The sequence below is a fragment of the Beutenbergia cavernae DSM 12333 genome, assembly GCF_000023105.1.
Taxonomy (GTDB): Bacteria; Actinomycetota; Actinomycetes; order Actinomycetales; family Beutenbergiaceae; genus Beutenbergia; species Beutenbergia cavernae.
In genome coordinates this window covers 2,326,347-2,340,182 of record NC_012669.1, presented here as the reverse complement: position 1 = coordinate 2,340,182, position 13,836 = coordinate 2,326,347, and the positions used below count along the sequence as shown (strand labels likewise).

Here is a 13,836-nt window from a genome sequence, read left to right as displayed (position 1 = left end):
GGGGCTAGGCGGTGCGGTCGGAGGACCGCGGGTCGTACTGGGTCGTCGGCGAAGGCACGCCCGGGGCGTCGGTCGAGACCGGGGGCGGGGACGCCGGACGCGGTGCGACCTGCGGCGGGCTCGCCGGCGGGTTCGTGGCGGAGGCCTCCGGGTTGTCCGGGTCCTCGGCCGCCTCGGCGTTGGGGTCGGTGCCGTCCTCGCGGAGGTCCTTGACCTCCTCCTTCATGATCTTCATGGACTTGCCGACGTTGCGCGCGATGTTCGGAAGTCGGCTTGCCCCGAAGACGAGCAGGATGACGACCACCAGCACGAGGATGTGCCAGGGCTGGATTCTCATGGTGCGCTCTCTCCGCTTCGAGTTCCCGCAGGCGCGGTGTCGGGATCAGTGTATACGCCACCGGAGGGCGCGGGACGGCGTTCGTGGTTCAGCATCCCGATCCGGTTCCACCACCCGTACGCCCGGTCGGCGCGGATCGCGCGCCGCGTCGCTCGGGCGGCACGGATGTCGGCCCGCGCGGCGTGCAGCGCGTCGCGACGTTCGCTCGTCAGCATGATCTCGGCCTCGACGGGGAGCTGCGGGGCCGCCTCCTCGAGCGCCGCGAGGCGCCGTTCGAGCCGTTCCGCCAGCTCGCTGGCCCGTTCGAGCTCGGCCAGCAACGCCTTCCCGGACCGCCACAGCCGGAGCCCGACCAGCACCAGCGCGGCGAGCGCGGCGAGGACGAGCACCGTCCAGACGACGAACCAGAGCATCGTCGCAGCCTACTCAGCCGGGTCGGGCGATCCCGACGGTACAGCGGCTCCGTGGCTCTCGTACGCCTCGAGGGCGGCCCGGGCACGGCCCGCGATGCTGCGCGCCACGTCCGGCGGCGACACCCGGCGGACGTCCTCGCCGAGACCCAGCACGAGCCCGGCCAGCCATGCCGGATCGGCGACGCGCAGGGACACGCGGATCCAGCCGTCGCCCAGGTCGGTGACGTCGCCACCGAACCGCTCGCCCACCCAGCGGCTGCGTGCCGTGAGCTCGAGCACGACGGTCGTGTCGGTCGGCGACGGCGACGGCTCGACCCCATGCTCCTCGCCCACCTCGGGGTGGGCGGCGACGGGCTCGTCAAGCACGTCGGCGGCGAGCACGCGGTCGAGCCGGAAGTGCCGTACGTCGCCGGCCCGGTGACACCACGCACGCAGGAACCACCGGTCGCCGTCGCTGACGATCTGGAGCGGGTCGACGTCCCGCTCGCTGACCGCGTCCGACGCCGACACATAGCGCAGGTGCACACGCCGGCCGTCCACGAGAGCGCCCCGCAGCACGCGCAGCGTGTCCTGCACGCCGGCGTACCCGTTCGGGGTCCCGAGCCGGACGTCGATCGCGTCGGCGGCCGAGGCCGCCTCCCCTGCGGCGGACGTGAGCTTCTCCAGGGCGGACGCGACGACGTCGTCGCCGGCGAACCCCGGCACGCGGGCCAGTGCGCGCAACGCGACCAGCAGGGCGACGGCCTCGGTCGGCCCCAGCCGCAGCGGCCGGTCCATGCCACGCGACTCGGTGAGCGTCAGCAGGTTCTGCTCGTACGAGTCGACGGCGAAGTCGATGAGGTCGTCGGGCAGGTAGCCGGGTGTGCCGGAGACCCACAGCGTGTCGACGTCGCTGAGCACCTGCGCCTCGCTCACGCCGAAGTGGTCAGCCACCTGGGCGACCGGCACGCCGGGGTTGTCCTCGACGTACGTGATGAGCGCCAGGAGCCGCGTGAGCCGGTCCGTCGCCGTCTCAGCCATCGTGACCCTCCCCCAGCGCGGCGGCGGAGGCGAGCCGGTGCAGGACGGCGTCGCGCAGCTCGAGCGGCTCGAGGACCACGACGGCGTCGGTGAACGCGGCGATCTCCTGGGCCAGCTCCTCGGCGTCAGGCATGGGGATCTCGACGACGTCGCGGTCGCCGCCGGCGACGACCGGCCCGATGGCGCGGGCTCGCAGCGCGGCGGCTCGCTCGGGCCGCAGCGCGAGCCGCGCCGTCCCCGCCGCCCGACGCGCGGGCGCCGACTCACCCAGGCCCGCGGGGATCTCGACGACGCCGGCCCGCCCGCTGCGCCGCACGGGTCCGGTGATGCGGGAGAGGCGGAACATCCGCTCCGCGCCGCGGCCACGGTCGAACGCACGGAGGTACCAGGCGTGGTCCTGGGCCACGAGGCGCCACGGCTCGACCTCGCGCCGCTCCTCCCGGCCCGTGCCGGCCGCACGGTACGGGAACGTCACGGCGGACCGCTGCTCGATCGCCTCCAGGAGGGGCGAGAACGCCGTCTCGGGCGGCCGTACGCGCAGAGCGAGGCCGGTCAGGTCCGTCGCGGCGGTCGGCGCCACGGCGCGCAGCTTCGTGAGCCCGCGCTGGGCGACGGCGGCGAACTGGGCGTCCTGCCAGACCTGCGTCGCGAGCGAGAGCAGGCCGATCTCGGCCGGCGTCAGGTCCAGCGGCGGAAGCTCGTACCCGGCGAGGTCGATGCGGTAGCCGACGTCGTCCGCGTGCGCGTCGTCCGTCTGCGTGACGAGCGGGATCCCGAGATCGCGCAGTGCGCTCTTGTCCCTGTCGAACATGCGCTCGAACGCCTCGTCGGACGCGGCCTCGCCGTACCCGTGCACGACGCGCCGGATCTGCGACTTCGTCATGCGGTGCGTGGTGTGGGCGAGCGCGATGACGAGGTCGAGCAGACGCTCGGCTGGGTCGACCCGGGTAGCCATCGTGCCCAGGCTAGCGTTGGCGACGTGATCATCTGGCGCGACGGCACCGTCCGCACCCTCGGCCGCGCGTGGTCGGGGGCTCAGGAGCTCGAGGTCGAGCTGTCCGGCTCCGCGCCCGGCGGCGCTGTCGACGACGAGAGCGCCGCCGGCGTCCTCCCGGCCGGCACGCTCGTGCGCGCGCTGGCCTACCCCCAGCTCGTGGGCGAGGTGCGGACCGGCGACCGGGTCACCCTGACGGCGTCGGCGCTGGCCCGCGGGCTCGGCACCGGTGGGTACGCCCTCGTCGCGGCCGTGCCGGACCGGCTCCCGGCAGATCCGCACGTCGGCCCGGGGCACCTCGTCAAGGCCAGGTACACGCCCACGCAGCCGCTGGTGCTCGGCGTCGACGAGCAGGAGTCCGCCGCGCACGAGATGCTCCGCGACGCCGACGACCTCGGCGGCCTGCCCGTCGTCGTCGCCGATCTGCACTCGGCCCTCCCCGCGATCGTGGCGGGGGCTCGGGCCGAGGCGGCGCTCGTGGGGGCGCCGCCGCCGCGCGTCGCCTACGTGATGACCGACGGCGGCGCGCTGCCCGCGTGGTTCTCTCGGACGGTGGCCGAGCTCCGGGACGCGGGCTGGCTGGAGGCCACGATCACCGTGGGGCAGGCGTTCGGCGGGGACCTCGAGGCCGTGACGACGCACACGGGTCTGCTCGCCGCGCGGCACGTGGCCGGAGCGGACCTCGTGGTGGTGGCGCAGGGTCCGGGGAACCTCGGCACCGGCACGCGGTGGGGCTTCTCCGGGGTGGCGGCGGGCGAGGCCCTCAACGCCGCAGCGGTGCTGGGCGGGCGCGGGATCGCGTCGCTGCGCGTCTCCGGCGCCGATCCCCGGGAGCGCCACCTCGGGGTCTCCCACCACTCCCTCACGGCGTACGGACGAGTCGCGCTCGCCCCGGCGGACGTCGTCGTGCCCCTGCTCGACGCGCCGCTCGGCGCTCGCGTCGCGGAGCAGGCGGCCGACCTCGTCGCCCCGGGCGGGCGCCACCGCCTCGTCCGCGCGGCGTGCGCCGACCTCCTCCCGGCGCTGCGCGAGGCACCCGTCCGGCTCTCCACGATGGGCCGGGGGCTCGACGACGACGCCGCGCCGTTCCTCGCGGCGGCCGCCGCCGGGCGGTGGGCTGTCCGGCTGCTCGCGCCCGCCACCGGGAGCGTGTGGCACCTGGCGCTCGCCGACGACTGGGACGCGGCGCAGGCGCGCGGCACCTACGACGTCCCCACGCGCGGCGCGCGGTTCGACGACGTCGGATTCGTGCACTGCTCGCACGCCGACCAGGTCGACGGCATCGCGCGCGCGTTCTATGCGGACGCCGACGACCTCGTGCTGCTCGAGGTCGACGCCGACGCGCTCGCCGCCCGCGCCGCCGTCGTCGTCGAACCCGGCGACCCCGCGGATCCGACGAGCGAGCGCTACCCGCACGTCTACGCGCCGGTGCCGCTCGACGTCGTCACGCCGCGGCCGTGGCGCGGCTCGTTCACGGCGACGACCGCCGGCTGAGGCTGCCACGAACCTCTCGCGGAGGGGCCACGAACCTCTCGCGGAGGGTCAGTCCGGTGGGCGCGGTTCGTGACGCGCGACGAGCGCCGCGAGCCGGCGCGACTCGGCGAGACCGCGTGCGCCGTCGGCGCCCTGGATCGCCATCACGGCGAGCGTCTCGCCGTCGTCGAGGTCGAGCTGCGCCCAGGCGCGGCCGCCGCCGAACCGGACCGACACGATCTCGGTCCAGGACACGCGGCGCGTGAGGAACAGGTTGCGCACGGTGAGCCCCTCGTCGTCGGGCACCGCCCGCACCATCGCCTGGCGCACCAGGATCGCCCCGAGGAGCGCGGCAAACACCACGAACCCCGCGCGGTCGGCGGTCGTCACCGCCTGCGCCGCCGTCGACGGCAGGAACGCGACCAGCGCGAGGCACGCGGCGGCGACGACGACGAGCAGCACCGCCGCCACGATCCGCGCCGTCCGCGGCGCGAACGGCGCGTACAGGTCTCCTCTGGCGTCCATCGGTCCGTCCGGGCGCTACAGCCGCGTCGCGTGGATGGTCGTGACGAGGATGGCGCGCGCGCCGACGTCGTAGAGGTCGTCCATGACCCGATGAGTCTGCGAGCGGCGCACCATCGCGCGGACAGCGACCCAGCCGCGGTCGTGCAGCGGCGACACCGTCGGCGACTCGAGGCCGGGGGTGATCCGGATGGCGCGCTCCACCCGCTCCACCGGGACGTCGTAGTCCATGAGGACGTACTCGCGCGCCGTGATGACCCCTTGGAGCCTCCGGTCGAGGATGTCCAGCCCCGGGCGCGGCTCGCCCGACGGGCGGATGAGCACGGCCTCGGAGACGAGGATCGGCTCGCCGAACGTCGCCAGGCCGGCGGCGCGCAACGTGGTCCCGGTCTCGACGACGTCGGCCACGGCGTCGGCCACCCCCAGCCGGACGGTGGACTCGATCGCGCCGTCGAGGCGCACCACCTCAGCGCTGACACCGTGCCGCTCCAGGTAGCCGGACACGAGCACCGGGTACGACGTCGCGATCCGCCGGCCGGCGAGCTCGGGCACGGACGTGATGTCGTCCGGCGGGGCCGCGAAGTGGAACGTCGACCGGGCGAAGCCCAGCCGGCGGTGCTCGACCGCCTCGACCCCGGAGTCGATGAGCAGGTCACGCCCCGTGATGCCGGCGTCGACGGTGCCGGAGCCGACGTAGACGGCGATGTCCCGCGGGCGCAGGAAGAAGAACTCGACGTCGTTCTCCGGGTCGGGCAGCACCAGCTCGCGGGAGTCGCGACGCTGGCGGTAGCCGGCCTCAGCGAGCATCTCGGCGGCGGGTTCGGACAGGGATCCCTTGTTCGGGACGGCGATGCGGAGCACGGGTGGCCTTCTCTTCGGGTGGCGGCGTGACGACGGCTGAGGGTGGGCCTCAGAGATGTCGGTACACGGCCTGCAGGTCGATCCCGCGCGCGATCATCAGCACCTGCGCGTGGTACAGCAGCTGCGAGATCTCCTCGGCCGTGGCCTCGTCGCTCTCGTGCTCGGCCGCCATCCACGCCTCGGCGGCCTCCTCGAGCACCTTCTTGCCGATCGCGTGCACGCCGGCGTCGAGCTCCGCGACGGTGCGCGAGCCGGCGGGGCGGGTGCGCGCCTTCTCGGTCAGCTCCGCGTACAGCTCGTCGAACGTCTTCACGCGGGTCAGCGTAACGACTCGCTGCCGCGCCCCCGCTCGGCGTCTCAGGGCAGCAGGTCGTTCGTGACGGCGTCCGCCACGTCGACCTCGCCCTCGAGGAGGTCGCGACTCGCCATGAACTCGACCATCGCGGTCCACGTCTCGAGGTCGGCGCGGCCGCTCGCGTCGCCGTACAGCGGGATCGTGGCCTCGAGCGTGGCCAGCGCGTCCTCCTGGGCGGACGCCGTCATCCCGGGGATGTGCTCGGCGGAGAGCTCGACGGCGGCCTCGGGATCCGCGACGACGTCGGCCAGTCCGCGGAGCGTGGCGTCGAGGAACGCGCGCACGGCGTCCGGGCGCTCGGCCACGACGTCGTCGCGGGCGCCGAGCCCGATGCCGACCAGCGGGACGTCGCCGAGCGGGATCGTCCGGATGGCGACACCGGAACGCTCCAGCTGGACGGCGTCGTTGTTGACGTAGCCCATGACGCCGTCGACGGCGCCGGTGGTGAGGGCCGCCTGCTGCGTGTAGCCGATGAACTCCACCTGGACGTCGTCCTGCGCGAGCCCGGCCGCGTCCAGCAGGGCGAGGAGGCCGAAGTACGTCTCGCCGTACGGCCCGGGGGTGCCGACGACGGCGCCCGCCAGGTCGTCCGGTCCGGTCACCGGGGCGTCGTCCGCGACGAGGAGCGCGACCGGGTAGGTCTGGTACAGCGTCGCCACCGACACGGCCTCGACCCCCTGGGACCGCGCCTGGAGGATCTCGTCGCCGCCCGCGACGACGAGGTCCTCCTCCCCCGCCTCGAGCGCACCGAAGAGCGACTCCGACGGGCCGTGGTGGCGCAGCTCCACGTCGAGCCCGGCCTCGTCGTAGTAGCCGTTCTCGGCGGCGACGTAGAACGGCGCGAACTGCACGTTCGGGGTGTAGGTCAGGCCGATGGTCAGGGCGCCGAGGTCGGGTGCGGCGGACGACGGCGTGCCCTCCTCCCCCGGCGCCGTCGAGCCGCAGGCCGCCAGCACGAGGGGCACGGCGACCACGGCTGCGCCGAGAGCCGAGCGGAGCGGGCGGGACGTGAGGGAGCGGGTCATGAGGTGATCTCCAGTCGGTGCTCGAGCAGGCGGACGAGGCCGTACAGGCTCATGGCGAGCGCGCACAGCACGAGGAGGGTGGCGAACATCCCGGACGCGTCGGAGCGGTCGCGCTGGGTGGTCAGGAGGAGGCCGAGGCCGGTGCGGCCGCCGATGACGAACTCGCCGACCACCGCCCCCGTGACCGACAGCGTGACGCCGTTGCGCACGCCGGCGAGGATGCTCGGCAGCGCGAGCGGGAACTCGATCCACCGCACGAGCGACCAGCGGCCGGCGCCGTCGACCCGGGCGGCGGCGACGACGTCCCTGTCGAGCGTGCGCAGGCCGAGCAGCGTGGCGATGACGATCGGGAAGAACACGAGGAGCGCGCACAGCACGGCGATCGGTCGCAGCCCGTACCCGATCCACAGGACGAGGAGCGGCGCGAGCGCGACCGCCGGGATGGCCTGCGACGCCGCCACGTACGGCTCCAGCGCGGCGGCCGCGAGCCGGGAGTGACCGATCAGCCACGCGAGGGGCAGCGCACAGACGAACGCCAGGGCCGCGCCGATCAGCGCCTCGCCCGCCGTCACCCCGACGGCGGGAAGCAGGTCACCGGTGGCGGCCAGCTCACCGAGGCTCCGCAGGACGTCAGCGGGCGACGGGAGCAGGGCCGCACTGACGGCGCCGGACGCCGTCACGGCCCACCAGACGGCCACGACCGCGACGCCCAGGGCGATCGCGGGCCACGGCCCGAGCACGCGCCGAGCCCGCACGACGCGAGCCGTCGCCGGGTCTGGGGCGTTGGTGTCCGTCACGTCGTCCTCTCCGGGTCGCAAGTACGCGACCCGGGGGACGACGGGCGCGGGTGCGCGCCGTCGTCGGCAGGACGACGGCGTCGCCCCACCTCGTGCTTCCTCCCATCCGGACTTTCACCGTCGGTCCTGGAGTTCCACCAGGTCAACCGCTCGGCCCAAGGGCCTCACGGGTCGCGGACTGTCACCGCCGGTTCGGAATTACACCGACCCCGGAGCACGTACGTGTTCGCGTCGAGGATACCCGGCGGGTGGTCAGTCGTGAAACGCGCCGTCCGCGAGGTCCCGCAACGTGGACACCTCCGCCGCGGCGTCCTCGGCCGCGTACACGGCCGACCCCGCGACGAAGACGTTCGCACCGGCGTTGGCCGCCTGCTCGATCGTGGAGCGGGAGACGCCGCCGTCGACCTGGACCCACACGTCGAGGCCGGCGGCGGCGACGGCGTCCCGTGTGCGCCGGATCTTCGGCAGCATCGAGGTGAGGAACGGCTGCCCGCCGAAGCCCGGCTCCACGGTCATCACGAGGACCATGTCCACCTCGGCGAGCAGGTCCACGTACGGCTCGATCGGCGTCGCGGGCCGCAGCGCGAGACCCGCGCGTGCTCCCTGGGACCGGATCTCCCGCGCCAGCCGCACGGGTGCGGCCGCCGCCTCGGCGTGGAACGTCACCGAGCCGGCCCCGGCCTCGGCGTACGCGGGCGCCCACCGGTCCGGGTCGGTGATCATGAGGTGCGCGTCGACCGGGACGGGGCTCGCGCGGACGATCGACTCCACCACGGGCAGCCCCAGCGTGAGGTTGGGGACGAAGTGGTTGTCCATGACGTCGACGTGCGCGTAGTCCGCACCGGCGATCTTCGCGAGCTCGCCTCGCAGGTCCGAGAAGTCGGAGTTGAGGATGCTCGGAGTGATGAGGATGCCCACCCGCGTGAGCCTAGGGCGACGCGGCCCGCCGGGCGAACGAACGTGCGGGCGCGCCGCGCTCAGCCGGTGCGACGCAGCAGCGCCAGGAACATCGCGTCGGTGCCGTGCCGGTGGGGCCACAGCTGCGCGTACGGGCCGGCGCCGAGGTGCATCGACTCCTGGGACACGCCGTCGAGCACCGCCGCCGCGTCGAGCAGCTCCAGCCCCCCGACGCGGCGCATCACGTCGTCGACCACCACGCGGGTCTCCGCGAGGTGCGGCGAGCACGTGACGTAGGCGACGACGCCGCCGGGTCGGACGGCGCCGACGGCCGACGTCAGCAGGTCCCTCTGCAGCGGTCCCAACGACGCCAGGTCGGCCGGACTCCTCCGCCAGCGCGCCTCCGGCCGGCGCCGCAGCGCGCCGAGCCCGGTGCACGGCGCGTCGACGAGCACGCGGTCGAACGCACCCGGGCGCTCCGTCCCGAGCTCGCGCCCGTCGAGCGCGCGGACCTCGACGAGCCCGGGCGGGAGCGCCCGCACGGCCCGCCGCACGAGGTCGGCCCGGTGCGGGACGACCTCGGCCGCGAGCAGGCGGCCCCCCTCACCCCGCTCCGCCAGGAGCGAGGAGAGGAGCGCCGTCTTGCCGCCCGGGCCGGCGCACAGGTCCAGCCAGGCGTCGTCTGGGCCGTCCACCGGGGCGGCCGCCAGCGCGAGGGCGACGAGCTGGCTGCCCTCGTCCTGGACCGCCGCCCGGCCGGTCCGCACCGCCTCGATCGAGGCGGGGTCGCCGGCGCCGAGGACGGCGGCGGTCCGCGCCCACCGTGCGGGCGTGGCGCCGGGCAGGTCGCGGATGCCGGCCAGGCCGGGGCGCGCGACGAGCGTCACGGCCGGGGCCGCGTTGTCCGCCTCCAGGAGCGCGAGCAGCTCCTCCCCCGCATCGCCGACGACCGCGCCGTCGTCGAGCGCCAGCGCCTCGCGGAACGCCCGGACCACCCACTCCGGGTGGCTGAGCCTCCGCGTGAGCAGCGCGGTCGGATCGGTCGTGCGCTCCGCCAGCCGGCGGTCCCACTCCTCCGGCTCGGCGCGGCCGATCGCCCGCAGCACGGCGTTGGCGTACGACGACGCCCCCGCGCCGACCACCTCCCGCGCGAGCGTCACGGTCTCGGAGACCGCGGCGTGCGCGGCCACGCGCATCCCGAGGAGCTGGTGGGCTCCGAGCCGCAGCACGTCGAGCAGCGGCGGGTCGAGCTCCTGCGGCGGCCGGGTGCTCGCGATCGCCAGGATCGCGTCGTACCGGCCCCGCATCCGCAGCGTGCCGTAGGCGAGCTCGGTCGCGAAGGCCGCGTCGCGGCCGCTCAGCCCCCGCTCGGCGAGCAGGGCGGGCAGCACGAGGTTCGCGTAGGCGTCGTCGCGCTCGACGGCGCGCAGCACGTCGAACGCTGCCCGACGCGCGGCGTCCGCGGTGCGGCGGGGCTGTGGACGGCGCCCGCGGGAACGGTCGACCCCGTGCCGGTCAGCCATCGTCGGCCCCGAACGTGGCGTCCCCTGCGAGCCGCGCCCCACGGGCCCACGACGCGGCGTCCATCCACCCCTTCCCGGCCGGCGCGAGACGCCCGAGCTCGACCGGCGCCGAGCCCGTGCCCACGAGCACCCGCTGGCGCTCGACGGCGATCCGGCCGGCGGGGAGCGGCGGCGCGTCCACGGGGTCGAGCGGCCCGACCTTCACGCGCGCCCCGTCGAGCGTCGTCCACGCGCCGGGCGCGGGAGTGCACGCACGGACCTGCCGGTCGACGGCGAGGGCCGGGTCCGCCCAGCGCACGCGCGCCTGCTCGACGCTCAGGCGCGGGGCGAGAGTGACGCCGTCGTCCGGCTGGGCCTGCGGCCGCGCCGTGCCGTCCGCGACGGCGTCGAGCGTGTCGAGCACGAGGCGCGGACCGGCGTCGGCGAGCCGGGCGAGCAGGTCCCCGCTCGTGTCCCGGGGGCGGACCCGCTCGGTGAGCACGCCGTACACCGGGCCCTCGTCCAGGCCGGCGGTGATGCGGAACGTCGTCGCGCCCGTGACCTCGTCACCGTGCCAGACGGCGTGCTGCACCGGCGCCGCACCGCGCCAGGCCGGCAGCACGGAGAAGTGGAGGTTGATCCAGCCGTGCCGCGGGATCGCGAGCAGGTCCTCGGGCAGCAGCGCTCCGTACGCGACGACGACGGCGACGTCGAGGTCGAGCGCGCGCAGCTCCTCGGCGACGTCCGTGGCGCGCACGGACCTGGGCTCGAGCACGGGGACACCGAGCTCGGCCGCCGTCGCGGCGACCGGGCTCGGCTCGTCGTGCCCGCGCCGGGACCGGCGTGCCGGCGGGCGCGTCAAGGCGGCCACGACGTGGTGCCGCGAGCCCACGAGCGCGCGCAGCGTCGGGATCGCGACGTCGGGTGTGCCGGCGAAGAGGACGCGCAGCGCGTCGCCCCGTCCGGGCTCGGGTGCGAGCGGGGCAGCAGTCACACGGGACAGTCTAGGAAGCCGCCACCGGTACGCCGACCGCCCGCAGGTCGCGCCGCAGCGTCGCCGCATCCGTGAAGAGCAGGCCGTGCAGCCCGCTCGCGCGCGCGGCGGCCACGTTCGCCGGGGAGTCGTCGGTGAACGCCGTGCGCTCCGGCACGAGCCCGAACCGCCGCACGAGCTCGTCGAAGATCGCAGGGTCGGGCTTCGCCACGCCGACCTCGCCCGAGACCAGGATGCCCTCGAGCTCGGCCAGGACGGGCGCCGCTGCCGGCGCGTGGTGGAACGTCTCCGCCGACCAGTTCGTCAGCCCGAGGACGCGGATCCCTGTCGCCTTGACCTCGCGGACCACGTCGGACGTGCCCGGGACGAGGCCGGTGAGGGTCCGCGGGAAGTTGTCGACGTACGCCTCCACCCAGCCGGCGCGGTGCGGGAACCGCGCCGTCACGTCGGCTGCCGCCTCCGCCCACGGCGCCCCCGCATCGCGGGCGTGGTTGAGCGCGGTGAAGTCCACCTCGGCGAAGAACTCCTCGATCTCGGCGGGTGAGCCGAGATCGGCGAATGCCGGCACGGGATCCCAGTGGACGACGACGTTGCCGAGGTCGAAGACGACGGCGTCGATGGACCCGGGCTCAGGCGCAAGTGTCATGCGTCCACCCTCACACGAGCCAGCGCGGGTCGGCCTGCACCCGCACGGCCCCGGCGCGCTTGTGGGCGCTGCGCACCCCGAGCGCCGCGCGCACGGCGCGGGTCAGAGCCAGCCCGTCCTCGAGGGGCGCCCGCGCGAGGGCGCGAACCTCGTCGTCGTCCCCGCCGGTCGGCACCGGGCCGAGCACGTCGGCCGACGGCGGCAGGTGTGCCTCGCGCAGCACGTCGGCGACGGCCGGTGCCGGACCCGAGATCGCGACGAGGCGTGCGGCGGGTGGGAAGGCGAGCTCGCGGCGCTCCTCGAGCTCACGCTCGGCGAACGTCGCCGGGTCCCACCGCACCAGGGTCTGCGCGAGCGCCGCGGGCGGCCCGCCGAGCAGCATCACGCGACCGCCGTCGTCGGCGGACCGGACGAGCGCGGCGGCAGCGAACCAGCGACGCAGCGCCTCCTCCCCGGCGTCGAGGGCGGGCAGCGCCGTCGTCGCCGCGGCGTCCAGCAGGAGCGCGCCCGCATACCCGTGCTCGGCCTCCGGCTCCGCTCCCGGCGTGGCGATCACGAGCCGCGGCTTCGCGTCGACGGCGTCCGTCACCCCGGCCGCCTGGCCGCTGACGACGACCGGCACCTGCGGGAAGGCGCGCCCCAGCTCCTCCGCCGTCCGGTCCGAACCGATGCGGACGGCGCGGAGCCGGGTCTGAGAGCACGCGGGGCACCGCCAGTCCGCCTGGACCCGCCCACAGACCCCGCACGACGGCGGGCCGCTGCGGACCAGGCGCAGGGGTCCGGCGCACGCCTGGCACCGGGCGGCAGCGCGGCACGTCGCGCAGACCAGCGCCGGCACGTAGCCGGCGCGCGGGACCTGGACGAGCACGGGTCCGGCGTCGAGGGTCTCGCGCACCAGCCGCCACGCGGGGGTCGGGATCCGCGCGAGCGCACCGGGACCCTCGCGCGCCAGGTCGGCCTCGCCCGGTGCCTCGACGCGCGGCACGCGGCGGCGCACCGTCGCGCGGTCCGCCCGCAGCTCGACGGCCCACCCGGTGGACAGGCGATGCTGCGCCCAGGTGCTGCGCCCGAACGATGCGATGAGCATGCCCGCGCTCTCGGCGTCGGCGCGCATCGCGAGCACCTCGGCCGCGTGCGGGTACGGAGCGCGCTGCTCGATCAGGAGGTCGTCGCCGTCGTCCCACACGGCCAGCAGGCCGAGGTCGGCCACCGGGGCCCACGCCGCCGAGCGGGTGCCGACCACGACCCGGCACTCGCCGAGGAGCACCCGCAGGTACGCCCGGTACCGCGCGGCCGGCCCGGTGCTCGCGAGCAGCCTCGCCACCGGTTCCGCGAGGCGGGCCTCGAGGGCGTCAGCGAGCCGGCCAGCCTCCCGGGCATCGCCGGCGACCACGATCGCGCCCCGACCCGAGGCGCGGGTCGCCGCGACGGCGGCAGCGATCCCGGCGCGGGCTCGATCCGGTCCTCCCGGAACCGACCAGGCCGCCCGTGGAGCCTCGCCCGCGCCGAGCCGGCGGAGAAGGGCGCGGCCGCCGACGGTCCCGGCCCACGCCTCGACGTCGTCGTCAGTCGCGCGCGGTGCCCCCGCGGCAGCGTCGGGGACCGCCGTGCCCCCGAGGACCGACTGCTCCGTGCGCGCGTGCCGCGACGGGACCGCGAAGCGCAGCACGTCGGTGAGCGTGCCGGCGTACCGGTCAGCGACGTCGCGTGCGAGCGCGAGCACCGCGGGCGTGAGCACCGGCACCGCCGACGTCACCCGCCGGATCGGTGCCAGCCTGCGGCCGTTGCCCGCGCCGTCACCGCCGGCCTCCGCGGCTGCGGACCCGTCGGCGACGACCCACGCGTCCCGCTCCCGGCCCGCGAACGGCACCTTCACCCGCACGCCCGGGGCGACGTCGTCGGCCAGCTCCGCCGGCACCGTGTAGTCGAAGGGCCGGTCGAGGTGCGGCAGCGGGACGTCGACGACGACGGCCACCACGCGCTCGTCGGTCATGACCCCA

15 protein-coding genes and 1 riboswitch are annotated in these 13,836 nt (G+C 75.8%); of the genes, 1 reads left to right on the top strand and 14 read right to left on the bottom strand.

The annotated features are described in order from the left end of the window. Nucleotides 1-4: 4 nt before the first annotated feature. From tatA to BCAV_RS10385, 4 genes are read right to left on the bottom strand one after another with little or no spacing between them, the layout of a single operon-like run. Nucleotides 5-337, bottom strand: a complete 333-nt coding sequence (gene tatA / locus BCAV_RS22510; protein ID WP_015882555.1) for a Sec-independent protein translocase subunit TatA — start codon at nucleotides 335-337, stop codon at nucleotides 5-7. Then, on the bottom strand, nucleotides 334-750 hold the full coding sequence (locus tag BCAV_RS10395) for a hypothetical protein (protein WP_015882554.1): 417 nt from the start codon (nucleotides 748-750) through the stop codon (nucleotides 334-336). The genes tatA and BCAV_RS10395 overlap by 4 nt, the downstream gene beginning before the upstream one ends. A gap of 9 nt (nucleotides 751-759) precedes the next feature. Then, complete coding sequence (locus tag BCAV_RS10390; protein WP_015882553.1) at nucleotides 760-1,770, bottom strand: helix-turn-helix transcriptional regulator; 1,011 nt, start codon at nucleotides 1,768-1,770, stop codon at nucleotides 760-762. Next, the gene (locus BCAV_RS10385) at nucleotides 1,763-2,725 is read right to left on the bottom strand and encodes a helix-turn-helix transcriptional regulator (protein ID WP_015882552.1); all 963 of its coding nucleotides are present in this window, start codon (nucleotides 2,723-2,725) and stop codon (nucleotides 1,763-1,765) included. Before BCAV_RS10385 ends, BCAV_RS10390 begins: the two co-directional genes overlap by 8 nt. Nucleotides 2,726-2,749: 24 nt before the next feature. Between BCAV_RS10385 and BCAV_RS10380 the strand changes: the two genes are divergently transcribed. Beyond that, entirely contained in the window at nucleotides 2,750-4,258 is a 1,509-nt protein-coding gene (locus BCAV_RS10380) for a DUF3866 family protein (RefSeq protein WP_015882551.1), read from the top strand. A gap of 48 nt (nucleotides 4,259-4,306) precedes the next feature. Here BCAV_RS10380 and BCAV_RS10375 read toward each other — a convergent pair whose 3' ends face one another. The 10 genes from BCAV_RS10375 to BCAV_RS10330 all read right to left on the bottom strand — a co-directional run bounded on the left by BCAV_RS10375 (nucleotide 4,307) and on the right by BCAV_RS10330 (nucleotide 13,829). Then, the gene (locus BCAV_RS10375; protein ID WP_015882550.1) at nucleotides 4,307-4,762 is read right to left on the bottom strand and encodes a PH domain-containing protein; all 456 of its coding nucleotides are present in this window, start codon (nucleotides 4,760-4,762) and stop codon (nucleotides 4,307-4,309) included. 15 nt (nucleotides 4,763-4,777) lie between these two features. After that, the gene (gene hisG / locus BCAV_RS10370; RefSeq protein ID WP_015882549.1) at nucleotides 4,778-5,620 is read right to left on the bottom strand and encodes an ATP phosphoribosyltransferase; all 843 of its coding nucleotides are present in this window, start codon (nucleotides 5,618-5,620) and stop codon (nucleotides 4,778-4,780) included. A 49-nt stretch (nucleotides 5,621-5,669) separates the two neighbouring features. After that, a complete protein-coding gene (locus tag BCAV_RS10365) occupies nucleotides 5,670-5,933 on the bottom strand; it encodes a phosphoribosyl-ATP diphosphatase (RefSeq protein ID WP_015882548.1) in 264 nt (87 codons plus the stop codon). Nucleotides 5,934-5,977: 44 nt separating this feature from the next. After that, nucleotides 5,978-7,000, bottom strand: a complete 1,023-nt coding sequence (locus BCAV_RS10360) for an ABC transporter substrate-binding protein (protein WP_015882547.1) — start codon at nucleotides 6,998-7,000, stop codon at nucleotides 5,978-5,980. Continuing rightward, complete coding sequence (locus BCAV_RS10355; protein WP_015882546.1) at nucleotides 6,997-7,797, bottom strand: ABC transporter permease; 801 nt, start codon at nucleotides 7,795-7,797, stop codon at nucleotides 6,997-6,999. Before BCAV_RS10355 ends, BCAV_RS10360 begins: the two co-directional genes overlap by 4 nt. Before the next feature lie 89 nt (nucleotides 7,798-7,886). Further along, nucleotides 7,887-8,018, bottom strand: a riboswitch (FMN riboswitch). A gap of 31 nt (nucleotides 8,019-8,049) precedes the next feature. After that, complete coding sequence (rpe, locus tag BCAV_RS10350; RefSeq protein WP_015882545.1) at nucleotides 8,050-8,715, bottom strand: ribulose-phosphate 3-epimerase; 666 nt, start codon at nucleotides 8,713-8,715, stop codon at nucleotides 8,050-8,052. Nucleotides 8,716-8,774: 59 nt separating this feature from the next. After that, a complete protein-coding gene (locus tag BCAV_RS10345) occupies nucleotides 8,775-10,217 on the bottom strand; it encodes an RsmB/NOP family class I SAM-dependent RNA methyltransferase (RefSeq protein WP_015882544.1) in 1,443 nt (480 codons plus the stop codon). Beyond that, a complete protein-coding gene (fmt, locus tag BCAV_RS10340; protein WP_015882543.1) occupies nucleotides 10,210-11,145 on the bottom strand; it encodes a methionyl-tRNA formyltransferase in 936 nt (311 codons plus the stop codon). The genes BCAV_RS10345 and fmt overlap by 8 nt, the downstream gene beginning before the upstream one ends. 55 nt (nucleotides 11,146-11,200) lie before the next feature. Continuing rightward, complete coding sequence (locus BCAV_RS10335; RefSeq protein WP_015882542.1) at nucleotides 11,201-11,836, bottom strand: HAD family hydrolase; 636 nt, start codon at nucleotides 11,834-11,836, stop codon at nucleotides 11,201-11,203. Nucleotides 11,837-11,846: 10 nt separating this feature from the next. Continuing rightward, complete coding sequence (locus BCAV_RS10330) at nucleotides 11,847-13,829, bottom strand: primosomal protein N' family DNA-binding protein (protein ID WP_015882541.1); 1,983 nt, start codon at nucleotides 13,827-13,829, stop codon at nucleotides 11,847-11,849. Between the last annotated feature and the right edge of the window lie 7 nt (nucleotides 13,830-13,836).

Coding starts and splice junctions, on each gene's coding strand:
- BCAV_RS10360 (WP_015882547.1), bottom strand. CDS start 7,000: ATGACCCGCTCCCTCACGTCCCGCCCGCTCCGCTCGGCTCTCGGCGCA.
- BCAV_RS10345 (WP_015882544.1), bottom strand. CDS start 10,217: ATGGCTGACCGGCACGGGGTCGACCGTTCCCGCGGGCGCCGTCCACAG.
- BCAV_RS10330 (WP_015882541.1), bottom strand. CDS start 13,829: ATGACCGACGAGCGCGTGGTGGCCGTCGTCGTCGACGTCCCGCTGCCG.
- BCAV_RS10390 (WP_015882553.1), bottom strand. CDS start 1,770: ATGGCTGAGACGGCGACGGACCGGCTCACGCGGCTCCTGGCGCTCATC.
- tatA (WP_015882555.1), bottom strand. CDS start 337: ATGAGAATCCAGCCCTGGCACATCCTCGTGCTGGTGGTCGTCATCCTG.
- BCAV_RS10335 (WP_015882542.1), bottom strand. CDS start 11,836: ATGACACTTGCGCCTGAGCCCGGGTCCATCGACGCCGTCGTCTTCGAC.
- BCAV_RS10395 (WP_015882554.1), bottom strand. CDS start 750: ATGCTCTGGTTCGTCGTCTGGACGGTGCTCGTCCTCGCCGCGCTCGCC.
- BCAV_RS10385 (WP_015882552.1), bottom strand. CDS start 2,725: ATGGCTACCCGGGTCGACCCAGCCGAGCGTCTGCTCGACCTCGTCATC.
- BCAV_RS10375 (WP_015882550.1), bottom strand. CDS start 4,762: ATGGACGCCAGAGGAGACCTGTACGCGCCGTTCGCGCCGCGGACGGCG.